The following is a 23,546-nucleotide window of genomic DNA, read 5'->3' on the forward strand; positions in this document are numbered from 1 at the left end:
TTGGTCCCGTGTTCAAGTCACGGTGGGCCCACCAAATAAAAAAAATCACTTACGTGTACTAATCGTAAGTGATTTTTCATTTTAGCTGCTTGAGCTTCAGTTGTAATATTTACAGTAATTGTGTCACCTACATTTGGCATGTTATGTTTTTAATTCAATATCAATACATTATTCATCTTTGGTGCATAATTGGTGTTTTAAAAAATTCATCTACATTTTTAATTTGACTCACAACTCCCAATCTTCAGTCATTCTATTTACCTAGCAGTTTCATCGAAATTGGCTTGATAAAACTAACTTAAACCGTGATAAAAAAGCAATAAAAAAGACTCCCGAAAGAGTCTCTTTTTACATCTGAAATGGCACGAAATTAAATTACAGTGCTCGCCACTTCATAATGTGTTTTATCTAATTTGCCTTGTTTAAATAACCAAGTTGCGACCTCTGGCCAAGAGTACATAGCCGACTTCGATGCCAGTCCATACATCGGTCTTGGAAAGTTTCCATCACCCCGTTTGTTTTGAGCATACAGCGAAAGCGCCTGTCGGCTCATGCCTGCCCGTTCTGCCATTTCAGAGAGTGTAGAAAAGCCTTGTTCCTCTACAATCAAATCTGAAAAGCCAAGTGAGCGAATATTGTCTAAAGCCGATGTAATCGCTTGCGCTGCGCTCGGTGCTTCACGATCAAACTCTAGGTAGATGGTGTCGTTATAGCTACAGAGCAATGCATCGTCACAGCCTGCTTCAAAAAACTGGTCTTCGAGATCTGCTAGGTCTGAACGTGCATCACGTACCACTACGGTGAAGTGATATGTATTCATAGTTCATCTCCGTTGCATTGTTTAACTTTACGAAGGATCTGTTTTGCATGAGTTTCTGGGTCTTTTGGTGTGCTCCAGACACTCATTTGATGTTCGGCATGCCCGAGCACGCATTTTAAGCGACAGAATGCATGCCCTGATTTGCCTGTATCTACAACATCCCAACCGTTATCTATCGCGTATTCGATGGCTTCTCGAATATGCTTATTAGGATGTTTTTTCATCTTTAATCCTTTTACTATTGTTAAATTATATACAGTTGTTGACATTTGTCAACAACTGTATATATGCAGGCGCATTAAACCAGTTTAGCTTTTATTTTATGAATTTAAATCATATTCATTTTGGTAAGCATCTTCTTGTGATTTTGAAAATTCCAGATTATCCGAAATAAGACCTTCTACAATTGCAAAGAGTCTTTTCATATCGCTAAAGACTGTATCTGGTACATTGTAGACCTTCTTTACATACTCAGCCGTTTTTTCATGATTATTACGGATTGCATCAATCATGACGGATAGATCTGCTACTTGCTCATATGCCAAGGCGTAGCCTTCGGATACATCACTGGCATCGTAGGATTTGACTTGTTCTTTCGGTTGTACCATACTGTTCATAGTTGATATTCCTGAATATTGACAACTGAAAGCCCTTGATTCCGCCAAGATTCATGAGGGCTTTTTTATTGCCTAAATTAAACATGGTTGTTACCTAATAGTTTGGAAAGTCTAGTTAAGCCTTTTGGAGTGACCCTCACCTGCTCTGTGATTTTGTTTGAACCATCACCACGCGTTACTTCTGTCACTTTATGTTCTAAAAAGCCTGACTGTACTTTGTCTTGATAACCGACGTAGTGAGCTGAACCTGTTCGCTTGTAGATCCACTGCTTTTGAGATAGGAAAGAAATAAAATCTTTAGGACGTATTTGTAAGGCTTTGGCTGCATCCGTTAAACATAAACTACCATCCGCAGTCGCAATTCGATCAAAAGCATCAATGGTTGGTTGCATGACTTCAACTTTCTGCTCCAGTTCAACCATTTTTTCAGAGTAACCAAGTAGTAACCCACGTAAAATATTTGGGTCAGAGAGTGCCTGCATGGGGTCAACAGGTTTTGAAACTTGGGCTTCTAATTCTTGCCAACGATCTACCAAACGAGCGGTAAACTCTGGGCAAAGTTGAGCGACTACGATGATGCTGTCTCGTTTGCCTTGTTCGCCTGAAAATTTACAAACTTGAGTTGTACGGATACGCCCCATAGTATCTTTAGATTGTTTATCCTCAATTTGAGGTTGGACAATTACACCAGTATTTACAAGGCTTTCAATAGTACGCTTAACATTGTCATGGCGTTTTTCTACAAGTTCAGCAATTTCTAAACTTGTCATGGTTTGAGTTTGTAATGGAACAATTGCATTCATACTTTAACTCCTTCTTGAGCGATCAATAATTTGACTGCCTTGTTAATTAAAAAGTTCATTGAACGTTCTTCACGCTCACCTTTAGCTTTCAGTTGCTTATGTGAATCAAGTTCCAAGCGAACTTTTACATATACAAATTCTTTAGGTTTCATACCTTCTCCAAATGCCACACTTTGTGGCTTTTAATTAATATAGCCACACTTTGTGGTAATGTAAATACGTAAACTAAAATATTTGCCACATTTTGTGGCTTTAGAGGTCATTTATGAGTAACCAAGCCGATCACACTATTGTTCGATTACGCGTTCCTCCTGAATTAAAAGAGAAAATTGAAAAAGCTGCCGAAGAAAATAACCGTTCACAAAGTGCTGAGATGGTTTCTAGGCTTGAAGAGAGTTTTTCTCGACAATTAAGCCAAAATGATCAACTTGATATTTTCATCAATGTTTTAGAAAAACTGATTCCAGGAATGGAAGTTAATTCCACTTCTAATTTTCTAGTTGATTTAATTAATATGAGAAAAAAACAAGAGCTTAAAAAATAGATTAGATTCATAAAAAGCCTCATCGTGGGTGATGAGGTTAGTAAAGCAAAAAATATAATGTGTCATACAAGTGCCACACCTGAATTAATTTGTGACACATGAAATACTACTTAAATTCTCTTATGTGTCACATGTATGTGACATATAATTAACTATATGTTTTATAAATATTTATTTTTTATTTGTAATAGCAATAATTCTCTTAGCAAGATTAGTTAATTCTAATGTTTTAACAGATCTTACTTCGTAACCCCTTTCAGACAAAAGTTGTTCTACTGATTTACTGTGCGATTCGACATATTTACCATTTATATAGATTTCTTCCCACACCTCAAATGCTAACTTTAACTCTGGTGCATGGTTAGGGTGATTAATATCAAGGGCAGGATGTTGGTCTAAAAGATTAGGGTTAGAGAATGTGTCTAGTGTTTCTTGTTGCGTAACATCTCTAAGTTCTTTCAGTTTTGGATGCATGTCATACCACTCATCACTAAAAGCTTTAGGCTGAGAGTCTCTATAATTTTTTAATGCCTGATTTAAATCTTTAATATTTAAATCACCATACTTAGCCGAACCAAATACCTCATATCCAGAGCAAATATTAACTTTTAAATCTTTTAAAGGTTGAAAACTATAAAGGCTGTTTATTTCAATATGTATATGACCGAACTCATACATAAGCTCATCATCGTAACTATTTTCAAACCTTGTACTATTATATTTACTATCTGTCAAAATATTTAAAATACTATATATAGCTTTTGTTGAATTCAAAATATCTAAAGGAATGCAATCTACTTTACTTATCTTAATATATGCAATAGCTTGACTCTCAAACTTATTCAAGAGTAAAAAAGAAGATAGTTCATAAATTAATATATCAAAAGTATGGCAAAAATCTTCTATGAGATAAATAAATGAAGAATATTTTTCTTTATTCTCTTTTAATACCTCTGATAAAAAAGGGCTAAATGCTGACTGCTCTATGCTCAGCACCTCTACTTTTTGAGTAGGAAAGAGTATGTCTTTAAGTTCTTTAAATTTAGCTAAATCAGCTTTTTTCCAATAATATTTTTCAGCTTTAAGCTGAATATCTTCAATAATTTTTTCTTTTTCTTTAGTTGGATCATTTATATCATAAATTAATTTTTCAATTATATCTTTAATTACAACATACATGCCGTACAAAGGATTAACTTCTGTTATTTGATAGAATGAATTTAAATGATAGAGTTTCAAAGCAGATGTCTGAGCATTTATGTGTCCTAAATATGACCCAATCTCAGTATAACTATTTGTATTGGATAATAATTCAATTAACTTCCACACCCCGATATATGTTTCATTAATCAGCTTTGCTTTTTCATCTAACAACCCCATACGCCCAGTTCCATTTCCCTAGAATTTTATCTTTAAACTATACCCCAACTTGCCCCACTTGTGGGGTAGAATTTATGGGTAAGGTATTGTATTAAAAGTACATCAAAAAATTAAAATTATTAGAGAAAAAAAACTATAGATATATACTATTCTGTAACTTGAGGATTTTCAGGAGGCTCAATTAGTATTGGAGATTTAAAAGCATCTTTCTTAAAATCATGTAAAAATATACTGCATGTTGCACAGCGTTCAGAATATCTCAAAAAAAGGTAACCTATTGATAAAAAAATTATAGGCCACATAACCAAAAGAAATATACTTACAAGCATGCCTCTTTCATAATAGCTGACTATCCAGCTAATATATTTATTCATCATTACAAAGGGTATTATTCCAATAAATGCAAAGATGAAATATCCTACAACACATAGCCAAACTCTTTTCTTTGTATATTTAGGAGTGATTCCTGTAATTGCTCCTAATGTATCTCTTTCTCTTTTCAGTAGACCTCTAATTTCTGCATATTCTTTAACCCAAAAATCCGCATTTTCATATTGAGAAAAAAATCTAGCTTCTTCATAAGTCAAATAATCATTATTGAATAGTGACTTTGCCAACCTATCTTTATACAAAATCGTTTTTTTATTTAAATCTTTACTATCAAAATCAAGATCTTCAGCTAGCTTTAAAAGCTCAGCTCGGCTTTCCCGACCATTCTTTAAATGTGCTAATTTATTATTTAAATAAGCAAGTATTATTGGTAAGAATAGAGCTGTAATTGCACCAATAATTTTTAACAAAATTTCTAGCATATTTCTATCTTTATAAGTTTAAAGCCGATTTAGGACTGATTCTTAAGTTTGCCAACCAACTTTTAGGACTAAAAATGGAGTTTGTCAACCAAATGTCCTTTTTACAACATGATATGAGGAAGAAAAAGCATCATCAGATGCTCTTTGATTTATATCCACCAAACCTTTATGATCCACCAAAAAATTCGGATTTGCTAATATGTCTATTGCTGGCTACAACAGTTTGATGACAACATTTAATACCACGGTTATGAGTAACATATCCATTCAAAGTATTTTCTCTCGAAATCAAAAAATCTTGATTTGAATTATGATAGCTAGTGAAAGTCCCCCAAAGGTTCTCTAAACCCTGCCACGTGCCACCATTCGGAAGCGCATAATTCACTGAATAAGTACCTAAAGGAACTTTCAGCTCGGCTGTCCTGTCTTGTGGCAACTGAATCACCGCAGCAATTTTGTTGGTCGCTTTATCTTTAACTGTAAAAACCACATCATAATTTTCAGCTTCAAATGTAATTTTTCCAACCCTAGAATTCTGATGACTCATAAAAGAGATCACTTTCTTTCTAAAAGGAATAGCATCTTGTTTTTCTTTTAATTGCTTCTGTTCAGCAAGATTTTTAAGCCGAATTAACTCATTTTGTGCATCGGTATTGGCTTGCTTTGACATGTTCTCCGCTAAAGTGGTCGATCCTTGATGCTGACCTTTAATGAACTCTGATATGTAATAGGCTAAAACTACTGTAACAACAAGACCAATAATGGCTGTTGCTCCAGAGTTATTATTTTTGTTCTTTTTTGATTTAAATGCCATGTATCCCTCTAAAATCAAAAGTTTTTATATTTTATCTTTTGGTATTTTTCCATAATAAGGCAGATATGTAAATAAAATGGTCTTGGCTAGAGGGCTTTACTCTAAACGATGGTTGACCAAGCACTTTAAGCATAAAAAAAGCCATGTGAAAAGTTCACATGGCTATAAAACGAAAAAACTACAGCGTACGTTAAAAAATAGTTTCCTATTAAAAATAAGTATATAAAATTATTTATGAAATCTGTCAAATACTATTTTTATTTTTTTGTTTCTGTGACAACATCCCACGCCTGACTCAGTCGCCCCGCATCAACTGCGTGTCCGTCAGCTTTTTCTGCCATTGCTCGATATTCTGCTGTACATGCTTCGAGTAACGCTCCGTTGGCAACGGTGTAGTCAACGATGGTTTCTTTGGAAGCTGTGGACAGACGTTGGTTGGCACGACTGATCTGCTCTGACAGCCCACGATTAGCCAACTCAGCAGCACGAGCGGCAGCAGCCGCATCTTGTATTTTTTGACTTGCATTTTGTTCTACCTTTAGAAGTTGTTCGGCCCATGTTTTTTCTTGGGTAATTGCATTGGTTTTAGCTTTTGCATTGGCTTCGGTTTGATTGGCTTTGTAGTGTTTTAGCTCAGCTTTGACTTGGTTCACTTGGGTTGTGCATTTGGCATCGGTATTGTTCAGATCGCTCGCTAAGCTGTTGACCTGCCATGTCTGGAATACGCCATAAATCACTAGGACAATGATTAGTGACCAGCGTTTATGTGCCAATACCCACAAGAAACAGGCACAAAAAAAGCGCCAGACGGCACTCAGAATTGCGAGGGCTGAAATCATAAGTTTGCTCCCATACATTTGTTGTAACGTTCAAGCTGTCGTGTATAAACGCCATAGCAGTTATTACTACGAATTGAGCAATCTCGCCCTGCAGCATATTTGTATTTCAGCAGTGACCTACATGCCTGTACGTACTGGCCTGTTTTGAGGTTCTTCAACATGGAGGACTTCGCCCACGTGCTTTGCCCGAACTGGTAAGAGAAATCGGCATACAAGTCGTATTCATCTTGCGAGAGTTTGATACTTTGCAAGGACTTGTTAAACACGGGCGCATCTTTGGCATAATGTGCCTTGAGGTATTCAAGCCCCTGCTTTTTTGAGACTGGCGGATCAGTCATTTTGACTTTGCGACCGTCAGGGTGAACCGTGTTGCCAAATGCCACAGTGGGCACACCACCAATGTCTTTGTATGGTACCGAACGAAAGCCCTCTTTTGAGCCTGTGTACGCTATGCCTGTATCACTGACACCCTGAATAAAAAAACCGCCAATGGTGGCGGCTAAAGTGCCAATCACGTAGTATTTAGTCTTGTTCGACATCACATTTTTCCTTTTTTAACGATTCAAGATAAGCTTGGTGCTCAATTGCATCGCGTTTGTCTTTCTTTCGTGCATAGTGCCAGTTCATCACCAAGCCCCCTACACCGATCAGCACACTGATCCAAAACCCCAAATCCAGTGAAGCCAACCACGATGAAAATGCGCCAATACTTCCGCCATACATGGCCGTTTTACTGGCGAGTAGTGTTGAAGCGGTGTTATCAAATGCCTGTTCAGACACGGTTTCCCCCTTATTTTTGGCAATAAAAAAGCACCCTATTCGGTGCAATCCAGTTCAATCTACTATTAACTTTCTGTGATTTCCTGAACGCCTAAATCGTCGCTCCGCACAGCATCTTCAGGCAGATCGGCTTGCTGTAATGCTTCAGCATAGGCAATGGCTTCCTCTTGTGAATTGACTTCAATTTCATGTTCAATACGGTAGACACGGTGGGTTATGACTTTAAATTTCATCTTATTTATTCCTGATCAAGTATTTATAAAATCTTTATCGTTGTTGTAATAAAGATCACTGTAATTAATTGAGGTAATCGTGCCATCACTGGACTTTTCAGTGACTAAAAACAGATCCCGTCTAGCTCCTGTATCACGGGTGATGATGTACTGGGTACAGCTCAGATTGCCGTCATATTCCAGAATCAGACTGGCGGTGGGTGCACGTGCCAGCAGCACTTCATGTTCATCATCCCCCTGAGTTACGGCAATCACATCCACGGATTTGTTAGGCAGTTGCAGGTGAATGACATAGTTTTGCCCTGCCTCCAGTTCACAACGCTGTGAAAGCTCTAGATATAAACCATCCTGATCCAGCACAGCCCCTGAGCTGATCATCTGTTGTTTGGTGTCATCCGCCACCAGTAGCAGGTCATTACGGGTGATCAGATCCGCTTCGTGATAGGTCTGAAACTCCACGGCACGTCGTTGATAAATCAGCTTGTTATAGGCCCGATAAGCCAGCAGCTTCGCCTGATTTTCATGGGTCACGCCTTTGGCATCGATGCTCTGCGGATTGACCACATCATCATTGGGTAGATTAATTTCGCTTTCAGACCAACTGTCATCGGGATCTGTCCATGTCAATTTAATCCCATCGTAGTCTTTGTTGACTCCGAAATTACTGGTGCGTTTTTCTGACTGCGGCACTTTGTTGCGATGGTTAAACAGTAAGGTCGGCACGTCCTGCGGCTGCTCAAAGGCAAAGTAAACGATGTTGGATTCACGTCGGGCATCACAGAACAAGACGGATGCCATTGCAGCCAGTGTTTCTTCATAGGACATCTTGGCATCATCAAAAGTGTAGTTAAACTCAATCGCTGTGCCAAAGTAGGCATTGATTTCTGAAGCGGTGGCATACAGGCTTTCAATGTCCAGTGTCTCAAGACTCCGTCGCCCAATCAGTGGATCAACCGTCAAGGCACAGACCGCATCGGCAAAGTTGTTACTAGCGGTCATTTCTGTGGATTGAGTGCCTGTGGCATAGCTATACAGTTTACGGGTGGCAATACAGTTGATCTGACGTTCTTTGACCGAGAGTGCGCCATCGGTGGCCAGTGTTTTGGTGCGGACAATGGTCACATCAGGGTAGCTGTCTTGAGTGGATTGCTTGAGCAGAAACACATCTTTGAGCTTGACCGTTTCATAGCTATTGCCATTTGACCAGACCGCCCAAGTTTTTGCTGATCGAAAGCGGATGCCATAGTGCCCAGACTCCAAATCTAAGTAGACACTCTTACCAAAGCTATCAATGATATTGCTCCACTGAATGAATGCGTAAGATAGAACCTCCCCGACCTCATCGCCATTGATATCCAGATATTGATATTCAATGGTTAGTTGGACTCTAAAATCCTTGCGAACGCCATCTTTAGTGACCTGATACAAGCCTTGTGGAAAATTGAAGTTGAATAACGCACGTTCGGGATTGTCGAATTTTAAGTAATACCAGCCCACCCATTTACTGGTGACAATGGCAAGGGAAATCTCTGAATCAGTGCTGAGTCCTTGTGTTGTCCCCCCAAAGTCGCTGCTGAGTTTATCCCAATCCGAATTGACTGAAGATGCATTGGCCAGTGTGATCTGATCCTCCTGAACTGCCCCAACGGTATAGGTTTCATCGAGGTTAATGCTGTTGCTTGAATCCGTTAAAGTAATCCCTGCGCTAATGCTGTAATCCGTATCGACTTGCGACCAGTTGTAATTGACCGTACTGGCATTACTCAGTTGAATCGTATAGATATAATCTGATCCGCTAACGCTTTGAGCCACACTAGAAACTTCAAAGCTTCCTGATAAATCATAGGACTGTGATGATTTTGTGATGGATGCCCCTGTCAACGTCAGCCGCTGATAAGTTGCAAATCCTGCAATATTCTGAGTGCTGGTAACAATCACTTGCCCACTGGCATTGACAGTGGCTGTACCAGAAAGTGAGGCATTGGCTTGACCAAACTCAGCGCCCTGAATTGCAATCCCGTCCCCGACTTCAAACGAGTCAGTAAAATCGACACTGCTATTGCTACGATGAATTGCCCCGCCCGATGTAAAGTACAGCCCGACATCGCTTAAGCTAATATCATTGGGTGCTTTTAAGGTTTGCCCATTGATTGATGCCGATTTCTTGACGGTATATGGCAAACTGTCGAAAGCGGTTCCTGCTTGATAGCTTGGTGTTCCGATCAGACTGGTTTCTGGATCATAAAAGCAAGCCGATGAACCGCTAATCCCCTCGACTGCGGTTTCCCCGTCATTCACTTCGGTGACTTGATAATAACCACGCCCTAGACACATCAAGCATTCTTCAATCTCAACACCCTCACTGTTGTAATAAGACAAGGGCACTGCAAGTAGATCAGGAATGGCTTTGACCGTTCCGAAGATATCTGCAACCCGTCCACCGAGTCGCTCTTTATTTGCACGACTCGACAGATCGTTGTTACTTGAACCTTGTGCCACCCCCGACGGTTTTTTCATAGTGAGCACGGTGTACAGCGAGTAAGCCGCCATGATCGCCACCACCGCATAATAGATATACGGCAAGACCGCAGCCCCTGCATGACACACCACATCGAACTGATCTTGAGGATCAGCATTCAGCAAGGCGAAAGCGGTGGCTTTATCGTGTGGGGTGACATCATTTTCAGTGCAGGGATTGCCTTTATAGATGCGGGCCAGTGGATATTTGGCTTTGATCATCAGGAAGGCATGCAAAACGTTGTCCGTGTGCTCGATGCGAATGCTGGAATCATCCAGTGGATTTTCAAAGATTCTGAACATGCTCATAATATCGAAACCTGAGATAGTGAATGTTGAGTGCCCGCAAATGCACGTACTGCACCCCGCCTTCGCTGAGATGCAGCACTTTTCCGCCATAAAAAAGCCCCACATGGTTATCCCCTGTGAGGCTGGTCATCAGCACAATACAGCCGTGCTGTGGCTGTTTGAGTCGTTTGTTTTTGATCACAGTTTGCCGTGAGGTGGTGATCGCCTGATTGAGTGCGCCAGTTAAGCCCATAAAGCTGCTGGAATAATCCTGATGCAGTAAGGCTTTGGCGGCATCAATCACAAAATGCACGCAGTGATAATTTAAAACGTTGTATTGCTTTTCAAATAAGCCTAGATCCATGCCACTGACTCCATTGTTTTGGTTAGTTAGTAGAATCCGATCAATGTTGGAAAGTTAGCTTTGGTAAACAGCAAACCCGTTCCGACGGCATTCAGTTTCGGTGCTTCCGCATTAAAGGTTGTGCCCTGATAGTCCGAGCTTTGGTCAGTCACTTCGAGATTATCAATCACTAGAATCGGTGTAGACAGATCCAGACTGGAGTAAGCCCGATAAGTGACCTGTGGACGTTCGGTTGACCCTGCATCCAGAATCTGGTCAATCAGATCAGGAACGATCTCGCCCAGATCACCAATGGTAATGGCTAGGGTCTGGTCTAAATCGTCTGAGCTACTGCCCTTGTCGATCTGAAGCGGCACATAGTCATAGTTAAAGTAACTGCTGTCATGCCCAACACTGACCCCATCCGCCATATTGGTGACATAGCGCAGCGGGGTTGCCCACAGGCTGTGCTTGATCTCGATACATTCGATCAAATAAGCGGGTTGTGTGGCAAACAGGTATTCTTCAAGCTGATTGGTCATTTCGGGACTCCGCGAGAGTTTGAATTGCGGCTGTATCCAGTGCATTGTTTAAAATATGCATTTGAGCCGTGACTTTAAAAATCTTTCCGTTTTTCGTCATGGCAATGCTGTTCGGAACAAAGTGCGCCTTGTAACGCTGTAATGCCCGTGTATCAATCACCGTATCCATCGTGAACGGTTTACGCAGATGCTGCCAGACCCGATAAAAGGCGGTGAAATAACTGTAGTCAGCGGCAGTTAAGTTAAAGTTGGTCGTGACCACATTTTCCAGTTGCTCAAAGCTGGCCCGATAACGGTTGTCGGTCAGCCCTTCCACCTGAATCACACTGTTTCCCAGCGTTATGGCATAGGAAGCTTGCAAGGGACAGAGATCCAGATGATTAAAGCGTGCCCCTGCAATGTTGCGCGGTTCAATAATCGCTTGGTCATAATAGATATTGAAACGGTTCACCACGGCTTTTAAAGCAAAGGCAAAACGGTAGTTCTTGGTCATGCCGATTTGCACCAGGGCAGATGCTGTACCAAGCTCATATTCAGTCTGAAAACGATCACGTTGTTGGCGATAGTACAGGGTGTCATTGCGAATATAGGCAAAGATCACATCGGCATTGGCGGATTGTTCTGCCCGATGGTCGTCCAGTGCTAGTTGCGGTGTTAGATGTTCAGCATCATAGGTTGTGGTGACATAGGCACTGAGACTGGTGTCATACCACCACAAATAGGCAATGCCATCGACCACATAAGTCACATAGGGACGCATGGAAAAGCTGAAGGCAAAGCTCAATTGAGTAACATTCGCCACTTCAAGCAATGGGTGCGTGATTCCTACATTGTCGGTGATACAGATCCAGCCATTCTGGTAAAAGCATGTCCAAATCTTAACTTGCAGACCATTGGATGCATCCTGAAGATCAGTACCGCCCCATTCATAATCGATCAGGTCACTGGTTCGATCAGGCACTAAAAAGCCAGCGAAGATGCTGGCTGAAGATAGTGTGTTGTCTGGTAGCATGAGAATTATCCTGTATAGCGGCTCCAGCTCAGTTCAAAGGTGTAGGTCATGATTTGGGATGAGGTCTTGGTGATGGGTGGGGAAATTTGAAGTTGGTAGCCTGGCATATTTAAATCAGGATCTGACCCCAATATCCCTCCAACACTGAGATAAAATGATTGGTGATTCGTCACAGCATCATTTAAGCCAATGGTGTAAGTTGCCCTACAACGGGTTGTTGTTGGATAAGAAGTGGCTTTTGAAGCATAGTTATATCGTCCACCTGACGGCATATCTGTAACTGATGCACCGATTGCACCATCCCAAATCAGGTAGCCATTGCGAACACCAATATTGACCTGACCAAAAGACACCATAGGATTATAAATATATGGGAGTCCTGTAAACGTATGGGTACTGATAACAGCCCCTGTTTTATCAAGCAGACTGAATGATCCTGACGGGCTTTGCACAGGATAAACCCGAACTTCTGACACCACATCCAGATATTCATCAGACAATACGGTAATGGTGGTTGGATCACCATTGGCATCTTTAATGAGTGCACGATTCCAAAGATCACTATTCCCCCACCCTAAACCCACTTCTGAGATATTTCCAGCTGCGACACCTTGAGCAAAGCGCCATGTGATTGTTGCTGAATAATAAAAAGGGGCTGTAGTAATTTGAACTGCTGTAGATGTTGCCTGTTGCGTTGTGGTACTGGCCACAAAGCTATCAAGCTGTACTTGGGTGACTACTGGTGTACTGTTGCCTGTGCCGACACAACAGCGATTAATCCATGTCCCTACTGACATACGGGCTAAGCCTGTATCAAGTACTAGGTTTTTAAACCAACCTGTTTCACGGGCAACACGACCATTTGCTTTACGGGCAACCAACTTAAAACGTGCGCCAATTTCCTGATGGAAACTCAATTTCATATCAACCTCTAGTTCGTGATTTGTGCGCCAGTCAATGCAAATCCTGTCTGTATTGACTCTGGAAGCATCGTATTTGATAAAAGAGCAGCTCTTTGAGTGGCTGCTGTGAGTGCCATTGCTGTTGTGACACTTTCATTGACAGATACTGTATTGATGGCACTTCGTATTGTGGCTGCGGTCACTGCAAAGTTTATGTTTATACACTCGATTGCAGCCTGATCACCCCCACCTGTTTCTCCATTCCCACTGCGATTATCAGGATCAGGGTAAAGTGCAATTGCAGATCGGATCGTGGCTTCAGTCAGGGTAAAGGCTGTTTCAACCGATTCAACATCAGCATCCGTAAGGTTCATGACTTCCCGCTGCACCCCATCTGTCAGTGCAAACGCTGTCACCAGACCTTCAACAAACCGAAATGGATACATTCGCGAAGTCAGGGCAATCACTGGACTGATCACCACCAGCAGCTGAGCACTGACATTGAAGATCCGCCCATTCAGTTCGGCAAAGTTAAAGCTGTCGGGCACAAACTGACAGATGTAATCCTTGTACTGACTATCTTCAATAAACAGCTTCATTAAAAAAGGCAGCGGGTTAAGCTGCCAGTTCAGATAAAACGCCCGAAAGTAAAGGTAGTCCATCTCTGTGACCTTAAAAGCAAGACTCACCAGATGCTTTTTAGATTCAGTCACCGTGCTATAGCGTGAAAATCCTCCTGGTAACTGATCTCGCTGCACCGAGCAGCCAAACTGCACGCTATAACTGGCTTGTAACGGGCAAAGATCAAGACGATTCATTATCGGTTTCTCCTTGCCGTGGTATTACGTGCCAGTGATTTGCTTTCGCGTGAATTGGCATTGCCCAGTTGCTGCCATGAACGCTTGATCATCTGATCCACAACATCAATGCTGATGGAACCATCACTGTTCTGCTGGGCATTGACCTGTGCGCCTGAGTTATTGTTGATGGTGATGTTTGCGCCTTGACTTGAACTTGATGACTCTGTAAAAGCCGAAGCAATCCGACTTTGCGTAGCAGAAGCATCAAATCCAACAAGCCCGCCATCGGCCCGAAAGACAGGAAGTTTGCCTGTCTGGTTAATATAGTCGAGTGTGCCAACGCCCAAGCTTTTAACTGTACTGGCTTTAAATACATACTCATTGTTTGACAACCATGCAGGAATTGAATCGCTAGTTTCTGTACCTGCACCACGCACATGTCCACCCTCTGCAAATGCCGCATCAATTGATGAAATCGCAGCAATCGCAGGCGTAATCGCTGCAAAGACAGTGGTTGCACCTGCAACTTTCTGCATCGGGGTCATCGCTGTTGGGTCAGCAAAGGCCTGTGTATATGCCGTCCAAGCATTCATCATCGCTTGAGCAATTGCAAAAGCCTGTTGAGTCGCAAATAAAGCCTTATAAACACCTGATTGTTTATCACCTGCAGCTTCAAGCATATCCAGCATGGCCGTGGTTGAACTTGTTCCCTGATCTAGCCAGAGTTGGGTTTGAGCCATTGCATATTTCTGGTCAATTGCTTGACGGGTAAGATTTGCTTCTTCAGAAATACGATTACGCTCATCTAGACCCTTTTGAATAATGTCATTTAACTGAGTCTGATAATCCTGTTCTGAAGTCAACAAACCAGCTTTACGTAACTCCTCTAGCTTCGCTTCGGCATCACTTTGATTTGCATATGATGCTGAACGTGCAGAATTTTCACCTTCTCGGATAGTCGCATAATCAGCAAGTTTAGCCCCTTGTTCTGGCATGGCAGGATTATCACTGCCTTGACTAAGGGGTTTACCCAGATTTAGACCAAGCGTTTTCTTTAATTCCTCCCATTTTTGCTTGGCCTCGTTAAACTGCTCATCCAAAGCCTTACGGTAGAGCTGCTCCTTATATGCCTTGAGTTGTTCGGCAACTGCTTTGTCATAGCCTGCGGTCTGATCAATCATGGCAATTTCATAATCATGCTGACGCTTTGCATAATCCTGAACGGTTAAAAGACCTTCTTGTGCGGCTAAAAGTATTGCTTCACGCTCTAGCTCAGCATTTTTTAAATTGTGCTGAAACTCTGCATCTTTGCTAGCAAGAATCTCTTTCCGTGCTGTATCAGACAAAGCTTTGTTCTTAACAATTTCATCACGCTCCAAAGCATACTGCTGTTTCATAAACTCGATAGAGTCCATCGAAACCTGCTTGGCAGATAGAATCTGTTGCGCTTCTTCACGTTTGACGGCATCAATCTCAGCCTGCATCTGACGGTCAAGTGTTGCTTTTGCATCTTCACGCTGAGCCTTACTCTTTGTTAAATCAGCATCCATAAGCTGCTGCTTAACTGCATAGCTATCCTTGATCTGTTGAATACGATCAGTTTCAAATGCATGTAACTGGTTATATTCCTCCTTCTCCTGAGCAGACCAAGTATCAAGCTGGCTTTTGTATAACGCAGCCTGTTTTGCCAAAGCATTGGTTTGATCTGAACCTGTCAAGGTTGAGTTAATCGCTTCAATGGCTTCGGTATTATCTTGCGCAAACTGTTGCTTTGGAGTGTAGTACTTCTTGTTGATTTCAAGTTTCTTATCATCCCGTGCCTTTTGGGCTTCTGCCAAAGTTGCCTGTTGAGCCAGTAAATCCGCCTGAGTCGGCATCAAGATAGATTGATCAATGGTAGATTGACCATTGACCCCTGCAAAATTCTTGGCGAACTTTGGCGCATACCCCTTAACCTCTTTCGCCTTGGCAGGCGACATTTGCCCTTTACCTGTCCCGATATTTCCTGCCAGATACTGCTTGGTTCCTGAAATCCCTGCATTCAGCGATCTCAGGGCATCAGGTAAATTGCCAAATTCCTCAATGCCTTTGGCTAAAGCATCTGCAACAGCGGTTGCCTGTTTTTCAATCGGACTATTTTTTGATAATCCATATTGTTTTCTAAAGATACCCGTAGTTTGAAATAAACCGTATGCACCCGTTGGACTGACTGCATTGGCATTACCGCCTGACTCACCTAGAACGTAAGCTGCCAATGTACCTTTTGGTAAGCCGTATAAGCCTTCAATTTGGGCAAAGTTATGCGCTGATGCAATTCCATTTACTTTTGCAATTGCAGCAAATTCATCCTTGGTAAACGTATAATTTTTACTTGCAAACTCTTTATTTGCAGCCAGTTTGACCTGATCAGGCATTGCCTTGTTATAAGCAATACCTGCTGCATCTTTACTATCTGCAAAGGCTTCTGCTTTATCACGCGGAAAGTTTTGCTGCGTCACCAATGCTTGAATATACGCTTGGCGGCTCAGTGTTTTCTCAACACCACGCACATACTGCATCTGCTTTTGAGTTAAGTTTACATATGCTGCTGCTGTATTATTTGTAGCATCGGCATGTTGTTTTTGTTTCTTGGCAGCCTCATCATTTTTTTGATTCAATTGATTTAAAACATCTTTCTGCTGCTGATAAGCTGACTTTGCCCCATCACTGGCAGAAACCAAATCACGAATCTTAGTGACCTGCTCATCACTGATGCCGTTGATTGATTTGAGAGCATTGTAAAATTCAACCATGCTCATATTCGTTTTTGGATCAGAGTACTGTTGAAATAGCTTATTGATCTGCTGAGCAACATTTTCAGAAACACGACCAGAGTCTTCTAAATACCCGATGTATGCATCCAGTTCAGAATAGGCGAACGTGTATTTTTTCCCCAACTCGTTCACCTGTTGAGTCAGTTGATGAATCGCTGTATCTCTCTGTACAGTATTCAACTCTTGCCATTTTGGAAGCAATTCATCTATCTTTTTGCCTTGAGTATCTAAAACCTGAGCCGTGTCTTTGCTACTGTCTTTTAATAGAACATAAGATGCGGCAACCGCTGCGACAGTTAAACCCAAGCCGACTGGCCCACCGAGCAGACCCAATAAACCAATTCCAGTACGAACACTTGCCGCCTGCGCCACATTGTTGGCACTGGTGGCAACCGTCAAACGCTCAGTTGCAGCCGTTTGTGCGGTACGGGCAGTAACATACTCGGCAGATCCTGCAACTGTAGTCGAAGCCAAACGTTGTTCTAACACAGTGAGTTCGGCAGTCATACTGGCTTGAACCTGCTGTAATTCCGCCATTCGTGTCAATGATGCAGCTCGCCCTTGATCTGTATACTGACTACGTAAACTTTGTGCTTCCAGTGCTTTCTCTGCATTTAACTGAGCAATGCTGGATTCAACCCGCTGAATTTCTGAAGCAATCACCTGACGATCTGCTGCCACTTTCGCTTCAGCACTGGCAACAGCTGCACGTGCAGCAGACATTTCCGCATTTGCCGCATTGAGTTCTGCAGTTGCTTTACGCTGTGCGGTTAAAATCGCCGCTTCTTCTGCCTGAATATCCGCAACAATGGCGGTGATTTTGCTATAAATCCCTGCAACATATTTCGCTGCTGATACGGTTCCAGCACCAACCAGATATGCGCCCAGTACGGTTGCCACAGCTTTGACCTCATCCATGTGGGTCACGACTTCTTTCAAGGCTGGCACGGCAACATTGACCAGTTCCGCTTCAAAGCCCTGCCACTGTAAATCTAGAATCTGCAAGTTTTCTTTGGCTAAAGCCAAGTTTTTCACCATGTCATCTGACATGATTTTTCCTGCTTGTTGGGCGGCATCCCCCCATTTTTTAAACCCTTTCCCACCATTTTCAAGCAATGGGATCAGCAATGAAGAATCTGAAATGATCCCTTCCATATGAAATTTTATTTGCTCGGCTGATGCACCAGACTTTTCTAATGAATCATAAAAAAGCTGTAATGCTTCAGGACCTGATAATTTTTTAAAGCTATCTGCGGTCACACCAACACGCGGAGCAATGGCATTAAAGAAATCCACCATAGGCCCACCGCCCGTATCATTAAAATCCCCAATCCGATCTTGCATATCTTTCATTTTGTCGGCAAAGGATTCCATCGAAATCCCTGCGGTTTCGGCACCGACTGCGTAATATTGGAATTGCTGAATTGAGGCATTGGAGAGCTTGGCAAATTTCTGAATGTCATTGCCTGCATCAACAAATTTTTCGGCAAATGCCATCACACTGGCCACCGATAAGCCTGCAGCTACCGCACCCAATGCTTTGACTGCAAAGGATGCTGTATCAAATGACTGGGCAATTTTATTTGTAGAATCTTCTGCCTGACGTTCAGCCCGTTCTAGAGGCTCAGTAAATGAGCTGATACGGGTCACAAGATCAAGGGTTAAACGACCGAGAGATGCAGCCATATTACTTTCCTCTAGATAATAAAAAACCCCGCCAGGCGGGGCTTCTATCAAAATATTTATTGCTTAATTACTGATAAATACCACCCGAAGGTGGCTTATCTTAATTTCGTGGCGCTGGGCTAAGCATCAAGGGCTTTTCTTGACTTAGATCAGATGAGTTCACTTCACTGCCTTTTGACTTTTTTCCTAATAACTCATCAACTAACTCATCAATTTTGGTGTCTGTACTCCGCCATTTATTGAGAGCTAAACCACCTTTTCCTCGTAATCGAAATTCAACCTCAGAAACAATTCTACGATCCTTTTGCAGTGTAAATTTTGCATATGTCATATATGGCACAAAATCCCATGAACGTAATGCCGTATATGTCATTGTTATTTCACAGAGTACAGGTTTTGAATTACTTGGATATACTGATGCCTCAATATCATAACGAGCAAAGCTACGAACAATAGAATCATTAAATCCATTAATAATGACTTTTGGGTTATCAATAATACAAACTTGTTTGACATTTTTAGGTTGAAAGCCATTTCTATTATTCACTTGGATTGAGGTACAGCCACCTAAAAGTAATGAAGCTATTGCTGCAATAGTAATAATTTTTCTCATTTCTAATCTCTTATTTATAAGAGATTAGAATATAACCAATTTACATAATGTAACGCAAACTTACTTATCTACTGTCCCCATCAAATAAGCCGTCAAAGCATCATCATCAAATTCCAAATCATCATTGGCAGCCCGTTTTTCAGTGCCTTCATGCAGCATAAGATCAACAAGCTCAATATTTTTAATGCCTTTTGACACCAAGAACGAATGATGCAACCGAGCAAGTTCCTGTTCTACTCTTCGACCGATGTTAAGGCTTCCGTATTTTCGGATGTAGACTGCCCAGATTTTGATTTCTGTGAACGAGAGTTCTTGGACTTCTTCGATGCTTTTTCCCGTTGCGATGGCGATTTCACAGAGGAGTTCGGTTTCTTCTGCGAGGTCGATGTCTTTCCCAAAGCATTAACATTTACAACCTGATTCCAAATTGCCTCCGCCAAATCATGGCTAAAGTTTTTACGTACTTCATCTTCTGTAAATTGAAGATTACCTTCTTCATCACAAATTGAAGCCGCTAAAATCCCTGCCAAGGCTTCTTTCTGTTCACCAAAAGCCCGTAATTTTGCTACGGTGGTCGCATAAGAATATGGCTTGATGAATGTACTAAATTCAGCATCTTCACCATTAAATTTGATCGGAACCGTGACAGGTTGTGGCTTGGAAATTAATGCCCCTGCTTTGATTTGTGCAATATCAATCTTTTTCATTGTTCTATCCCAAAAGAAAGCCCCAATCAAGGGGCTAAAGGTTTGATCTTAGGTTGCAGGAATAAATGTGGTTGCACTTGAGCGTTGCATGGTCACGGTACAGTTGACCAAAGTATCTGCATCAAATTTCCACACTGGGGTCGTCAACGAGGCTTCAAATCGCCACCATGTACGGTCGGTTGGAAGAGTATCCAATACACCTGCTGTCACAGTTGGAACAGAATCTGAACCTGGTGCGCCCTGAATAATGGTTAATGCTTTTTTCTCAGTCGCCCATTGGACAATCTGCAAATGGCTTGCATTTTCTGTATCAATATCGAATCCCATTGAACCATCACCAGGATCGGATAGACCGGGAAGATAGGTTTTGGTTTCCTCATCATCTAGACAGGTTGTTTCGATTTTCCCTGCCGAATCTGAACCAGGATCAAATGTTTTTAAGCAGACAAGACGGATCAAAGTTGTACCGTCAAACGCCCACCAACGAGAACCCTGAACTTTTAATTTTGCCATGAGTAATTACTCCTAATTTCAGGCATAAAAAAACCTCCCGAAGGAGGCGCGATATTTTTTAAGAATTTGCTATCATCGTAGGGCGGTAATGATTTGTGGTAATTGCCAAGCCAGTATTGCTGCAATGACAAACCCTGTTACTTTCCAGAACCCATATTTCTCCATGAGCTTCTCTACCTTCTCTAAAATTTCTGTTATATTAGGCACAGAGATATTTCTCCTTAACTGTCGTTAGTTGAGTTGATTTAAAAACCTCAGTGTTAGAGCACTGGGGTTTTTGCTTTTTAGGTACTTTACCGACCTAATAAGGCAATTATTATTTAGAAGCTTTTTGATTTCCTCCGTCCCGGTGTCCACAAGGCATAAAAAAACCACCTCGAAAGGTGGATAAAGCTCAAAAATTGCTAAGTAGTCTTTTCTAATCTTTCTTGTCTTTAATAATCATAATATTTGCTCCATAACCATCTTTATCATCAGATTCATTTTCTAATTTTTTATGCGAGTCATTAACGATCTTTTGAACATATTCAGGTAATTCATCACCATATGAAAAATATTCATATTTATTTTTATCAAATGGCTCTATTTCCTTTACAAAGCTCCATACTTTTTCTGGAAGATTTCCCCCATTAGGATTACAAACCAACAGATGCCAAGGGTATAAAAAATTATTAACATCTTGTAATTTATTGCTTTTATTAATTGTTTTCAATCTCATAATGTCCCTTACAGCGACTATAGAACACCCGAAATGCTCTATAGCACTATTACAGAAAAAATGAAAAGATGTAAGCAGATCATTTGTTAGGATATTATTTACATCATTTATATATAAACAATATAAAGGGACTAATGGTTTTTGAATTTTTCTTATAGAGTTAATTTTTTGTGATTTTTCTAAGCCAAAAAATTCTTTATTCATTATCAAATGTTTAAGAATCGATATGCCTTGAGAAGATTCAATTAAAGTATATGTTTGGTTTTTATAATGTAATTGTTCAAAAGAATTACTTTCAAAGTTAATAATTTTAGCTTGAACTCTAAAACCAATACCCTTTTTCCCTGAAGAATTTAAAAACCACCACTCCCAATCTGCACCATTTTTCCCTTCCTCATTGCCTTTAAAAGCTTTTGTAATAACTTCATAAGAATTTTGAGACTTTAATTCAACCATCAAAAAGTCTGTTATTGATGTTTCCCGTATTTGATAGTCAACTTGCCGTGCTTGACCCAACTGCATCCAAGTCTTATAGGATAGATCTCTAAAAATTTGACAAAGACTCATTATTATTTCTCAGAATGTATGATTTCGTTAAATATACAAAAAAACCACCTCGAAAGGTGGCTCTGTTTTTCAAGATTTATGATTGACCATCATATTCTTGCTGATATTGGTCTTCCTGAGTTTTGCTAAAGTCCATAGATTCCTGAATTAAGCCATCAGTGATATGAAAAAGCCGTTTTAGTTCTTTAAACACTGATTCAGGGACGTTATAGACACTTTGCACATATTCAACGATTTTGTCGTGTTTATTATGGATTGCATCAAGCATTGCTGCAACATCGGCAACTTGTTCATATGCCAAAGCATAACCCTCGGCTACATCACTTGCATCGTATGCTTGATTTTTCGGTGTTATCTGTACCATACTGTTCACAGTTACGTTCCTTACGATATGTAGCAACTGAAAGCCCTTTGATTCCTGCCAGTTTCGAGAGGGCTTTTTTATTGCCTGAATTAAACATTTTGACTACTCAATAGCTTAGAAAGTTTAGTTAAACCCTTTGGGGTAACTCGTACTTGTTCGGTCATTTTTGTTGAGCCATCGCTACGAGTAACTTCTGTCACTTTATGCTCTAAATATCCTGACTGAACTTTTTCCTGATAACCCAAATAATGACTTGCGCCAGTACGCTTATAAATCCACTGTTTTTGATTGAGTAATCCAATAAAATCTTTTGGTCGCATTTGTAAGGCTTTGGCTGCATCAGTTAAGCACAAGCTGCCATCTGCTGTTGCAATACGATCATAAGCTGCTACTGTTGGCTGCATACATTCGACTTTCTGTTCCAATTCGATGACTTTTTCAGAATACGTTAGCAAGGCACTACGTAATAAATTTGGATCAGATAAAAGCTGCATTGGGTCAATTGGTTTTGCGACTTGGGCTTCTAGTTCCTGCCAACGATCAACCAAACGTGCCGTAAATTCAGGGCAAAGTTGAGCAACCACAATAATGCTGTCACGTTTACCTTGTTCACCAGTAAAGACATAAAAAGTACTAGGTCGTCCTGCTGTAGGCTTTTCCTCAATTTGAGGAGAAGTAATAACAGATTGCTTTACAAGGTTTTCTATTGTGCGTTTTACATTGTCATGGCGTTTTTCTACAAGTTCAGAAATTTCTAGACTTGTCATCGACTGAGTTTGTAGTGGAACAATTGCATTCATGCCTTTACCTCTCGATTTTGAGTAATTAATAATTCAACTGCTTTGTTGATTAAATAATTCATTGAGCGTTCCTCAAGTTGTGCTTTTGCTTTCAGTCGCTTATGTAATTCATCATTTAGACGAACTTTTACATACGTAATTTCTTTAGATTTCATGATTACTCCAATGACCCCATTATGGGGTGTAAAATTAATGTACCCATTTTGGGGTTATTGGTCAAGCCCCAAAATGGGGTTATCATCATTTTTATTTTATAAGCCTTTTGCCATGAGTGAAGAAGACAACAAAGTTGTAACTCTGAAAGTACGAGTAACACCTGAATTTAGAGAAAAAATTGTTAATACGGCGAAAGAAAATAATCGTTCAATGAATGCAGAGATTGTTGCTCGGCTTGAAAAAAGCTTTGAAGCAAATTCATCAAATGTGGATTTATCAGATTTAATTGCTCGCCAAGAAGAAACTTTGCAATACATGAAAGAGTTACATGAACAAAATAGAATTCTTTCTGAAAAATTAAATGAGGTACAAAAAGAAAATTCTCATAATTTTAAGAATATTCAAGTATTGCGTGGGCTTGATGCTGTAAGTCGAGATGAAAGACGTTTTTTATCAGATAATAAAGAAATTCCATTTTCAAGTATTGGTGAACAAGAAGACTCTAATAAGAACTGGCAGAATTTGAATCCTAATAACCGAAATAAAAAAGCACCATAAGGTGC

The 23,546-nt window shown here is 40.8% G+C and carries 29 protein-coding genes; 2 read left to right on the plus strand and 27 right to left on the minus strand.

Annotated elements, in window-relative coordinates; genetic code table 11:
• Positions 1–370: 370 nt before the first annotated feature.
• The 5 genes from LVY74_RS02235 to LVY74_RS02255 form a co-directional block, all read right to left on the minus strand.
• Positions 371–820 (minus strand): transcriptional regulator, encoded by a 450-nt coding sequence (locus LVY74_RS02235; RefSeq protein WP_045794233.1) that lies wholly within the window; start codon positions 818–820, stop codon positions 371–373.
• Entirely contained in the window at positions 817–1,044 is a 228-nt protein-coding gene (locus LVY74_RS02240; protein ID WP_004752848.1) for a hypothetical protein, read from the minus strand. The genes LVY74_RS02235 and LVY74_RS02240 overlap by 4 nt, the downstream gene beginning before the upstream one ends.
• A gap of 96 nt (positions 1,045–1,140) precedes the next feature.
• Entirely contained in the window at positions 1,141–1,437 is a 297-nt protein-coding gene (locus tag LVY74_RS02245; protein ID WP_237813653.1) for a hypothetical protein, read from the minus strand.
• Between the two features lie 77 nt (positions 1,438–1,514).
• Positions 1,515–2,240 (minus strand): phage antirepressor KilAC domain-containing protein, encoded by a 726-nt coding sequence (locus tag LVY74_RS02250; RefSeq protein WP_237813654.1) that lies wholly within the window; start codon positions 2,238–2,240, stop codon positions 1,515–1,517.
• The gene (locus LVY74_RS02255; protein WP_004901066.1) at positions 2,237–2,392 is read right to left on the minus strand and encodes a hypothetical protein; all 156 of its coding nucleotides are present in this window, start codon (positions 2,390–2,392) and stop codon (positions 2,237–2,239) included. Before LVY74_RS02255 ends, LVY74_RS02250 begins: the two co-directional genes overlap by 4 nt.
• 113 nt (positions 2,393–2,505) lie before the next feature.
• Here LVY74_RS02255 and LVY74_RS02260 point away from each other — a divergent pair, with 113 nt between their 5' ends.
• Positions 2,506–2,784 (plus strand): Arc family DNA-binding protein, encoded by a 279-nt coding sequence (locus tag LVY74_RS02260; protein ID WP_237813655.1) that lies wholly within the window; start codon positions 2,506–2,508, stop codon positions 2,782–2,784.
• A gap of 171 nt (positions 2,785–2,955) precedes the next feature.
• Here the strand turns inward: LVY74_RS02260 and LVY74_RS02265 are convergent, their stop codons facing one another.
• The 22 genes from LVY74_RS02265 to LVY74_RS02370 form a co-directional block, all read right to left on the minus strand.
• Positions 2,956–4,164 (minus strand): hypothetical protein, encoded by a 1,209-nt coding sequence (locus LVY74_RS02265; protein ID WP_237813656.1) that lies wholly within the window; start codon positions 4,162–4,164, stop codon positions 2,956–2,958.
• A gap of 146 nt (positions 4,165–4,310) precedes the next feature.
• Positions 4,311–4,976 carry a hypothetical protein gene (locus LVY74_RS02270; protein ID WP_237813657.1) on the minus strand — a complete coding sequence of 222 codons (666 nt, stop codon included), beginning with the start codon at positions 4,974–4,976 and terminating at the stop codon, positions 4,311–4,313.
• A 166-nt stretch (positions 4,977–5,142) separates the two neighbouring features.
• Complete coding sequence (locus LVY74_RS02275) at positions 5,143–5,790, minus strand: hypothetical protein (protein WP_237813658.1); 648 nt, start codon at positions 5,788–5,790, stop codon at positions 5,143–5,145.
• 257 nt (positions 5,791–6,047) lie between these two features.
• Complete coding sequence (locus LVY74_RS02280; protein WP_237813659.1) at positions 6,048–6,629, minus strand: hypothetical protein; 582 nt, start codon at positions 6,627–6,629, stop codon at positions 6,048–6,050.
• Positions 6,626–7,168, minus strand: a complete 543-nt coding sequence (locus tag LVY74_RS02285) for a glycoside hydrolase family protein (protein ID WP_237813660.1) — start codon at positions 7,166–7,168, stop codon at positions 6,626–6,628. Before LVY74_RS02285 ends, LVY74_RS02280 begins: the two co-directional genes overlap by 4 nt.
• On the minus strand, positions 7,152–7,409 hold the full coding sequence (locus tag LVY74_RS02290) for a holin (RefSeq protein WP_237813661.1): 258 nt from the start codon (positions 7,407–7,409) through the stop codon (positions 7,152–7,154). Before LVY74_RS02290 ends, LVY74_RS02285 begins: the two co-directional genes overlap by 17 nt.
• A 65-nt stretch (positions 7,410–7,474) precedes the next feature.
• Entirely contained in the window at positions 7,475–7,642 is a 168-nt protein-coding gene (locus LVY74_RS02295; protein WP_237813662.1) for a hypothetical protein, read from the minus strand.
• 15 nt (positions 7,643–7,657) lie between these two features.
• Entirely contained in the window at positions 7,658–10,468 is a 2,811-nt protein-coding gene (locus LVY74_RS02300; RefSeq protein WP_237813663.1) for a host specificity factor TipJ family phage tail protein, read from the minus strand.
• Entirely contained in the window at positions 10,446–10,811 is a 366-nt protein-coding gene (locus LVY74_RS02305; RefSeq protein ID WP_237813664.1) for a hypothetical protein, read from the minus strand. The genes LVY74_RS02300 and LVY74_RS02305 overlap by 23 nt, the downstream gene beginning before the upstream one ends.
• Before the next feature lie 26 nt (positions 10,812–10,837).
• Positions 10,838–11,332, minus strand: a complete 495-nt coding sequence (locus LVY74_RS02310; RefSeq protein WP_237813665.1) for a DUF1833 family protein — start codon at positions 11,330–11,332, stop codon at positions 10,838–10,840.
• On the minus strand, positions 11,316–12,344 hold the full coding sequence (locus LVY74_RS02315) for a hypothetical protein (RefSeq protein ID WP_237813666.1): 1,029 nt from the start codon (positions 12,342–12,344) through the stop codon (positions 11,316–11,318). The genes LVY74_RS02310 and LVY74_RS02315 overlap by 17 nt, the downstream gene beginning before the upstream one ends.
• Positions 12,345–12,349: 5 nt before the next feature.
• The gene (locus tag LVY74_RS02320; RefSeq protein ID WP_237813667.1) at positions 12,350–13,267 is read right to left on the minus strand and encodes a hypothetical protein; all 918 of its coding nucleotides are present in this window, start codon (positions 13,265–13,267) and stop codon (positions 12,350–12,352) included.
• Between the two features lie 8 nt (positions 13,268–13,275).
• Positions 13,276–14,064 carry a hypothetical protein gene (locus tag LVY74_RS02325; protein ID WP_237813668.1) on the minus strand — a complete coding sequence of 263 codons (789 nt, stop codon included), beginning with the start codon at positions 14,062–14,064 and terminating at the stop codon, positions 13,276–13,278.
• On the minus strand, positions 14,064–18,545 hold the full coding sequence (locus LVY74_RS02330) for a transglycosylase SLT domain-containing protein (protein ID WP_237813669.1): 4,482 nt from the start codon (positions 18,543–18,545) through the stop codon (positions 14,064–14,066). The genes LVY74_RS02325 and LVY74_RS02330 overlap by 1 nt, the downstream gene beginning before the upstream one ends.
• A gap of 100 nt (positions 18,546–18,645) precedes the next feature.
• A complete protein-coding gene (locus LVY74_RS02335) occupies positions 18,646–19,158 on the minus strand; it encodes an Sbal_3080 family lipoprotein (RefSeq protein ID WP_237813670.1) in 513 nt (170 codons plus the stop codon).
• A gap of 60 nt (positions 19,159–19,218) precedes the next feature.
• Positions 19,219–19,374, minus strand: coding sequence for a hypothetical protein (locus LVY74_RS02340; RefSeq protein WP_237813671.1), 156 nt, complete (start codon positions 19,372–19,374; stop codon positions 19,219–19,221).
• A gap of 17 nt (positions 19,375–19,391) precedes the next feature.
• Positions 19,392–19,865 carry a phage tail assembly chaperone family protein, TAC gene (locus LVY74_RS02345; RefSeq protein ID WP_237813672.1) on the minus strand — a complete coding sequence of 158 codons (474 nt, stop codon included), beginning with the start codon at positions 19,863–19,865 and terminating at the stop codon, positions 19,392–19,394.
• A gap of 48 nt (positions 19,866–19,913) precedes the next feature.
• On the minus strand, positions 19,914–20,378 hold the full coding sequence (locus LVY74_RS02350; RefSeq protein ID WP_237813673.1) for a phage tail tube protein: 465 nt from the start codon (positions 20,376–20,378) through the stop codon (positions 19,914–19,916).
• A gap of 418 nt (positions 20,379–20,796) precedes the next feature.
• A complete protein-coding gene (locus LVY74_RS02355) occupies positions 20,797–21,663 on the minus strand; it encodes a DUF6615 family protein (protein WP_237813674.1) in 867 nt (288 codons plus the stop codon).
• A 76-nt stretch (positions 21,664–21,739) separates the two neighbouring features.
• A complete protein-coding gene (locus LVY74_RS02360; RefSeq protein ID WP_237813675.1) occupies positions 21,740–22,036 on the minus strand; it encodes a hypothetical protein in 297 nt (98 codons plus the stop codon).
• An 80-nt stretch (positions 22,037–22,116) separates the two neighbouring features.
• Entirely contained in the window at positions 22,117–22,827 is a 711-nt protein-coding gene (locus LVY74_RS02365) for a phage antirepressor KilAC domain-containing protein (RefSeq protein ID WP_237813676.1), read from the minus strand.
• Positions 22,824–22,982 (minus strand): toxin-antitoxin system HicB family antitoxin, encoded by a 159-nt coding sequence (locus tag LVY74_RS02370; RefSeq protein WP_237813677.1) that lies wholly within the window; start codon positions 22,980–22,982, stop codon positions 22,824–22,826. The genes LVY74_RS02365 and LVY74_RS02370 overlap by 4 nt, the downstream gene beginning before the upstream one ends.
• A 10-nt stretch (positions 22,983–22,992) precedes the next feature.
• Between LVY74_RS02370 and LVY74_RS02375 the strand changes: the two genes are divergently transcribed.
• Positions 22,993–23,541 (plus strand): Arc family DNA-binding protein, encoded by a 549-nt coding sequence (locus tag LVY74_RS02375; protein ID WP_237813678.1) that lies wholly within the window; start codon positions 22,993–22,995, stop codon positions 23,539–23,541.
• The last annotated feature ends 5 nt before the right edge of the window (positions 23,542–23,546 follow it).

This window comes from Acinetobacter sp. ME22 (assembly GCF_022012315.1).
Lineage (GTDB): Bacteria > Pseudomonadota > Gammaproteobacteria > Pseudomonadales > Moraxellaceae > Acinetobacter > Acinetobacter brisouii_A.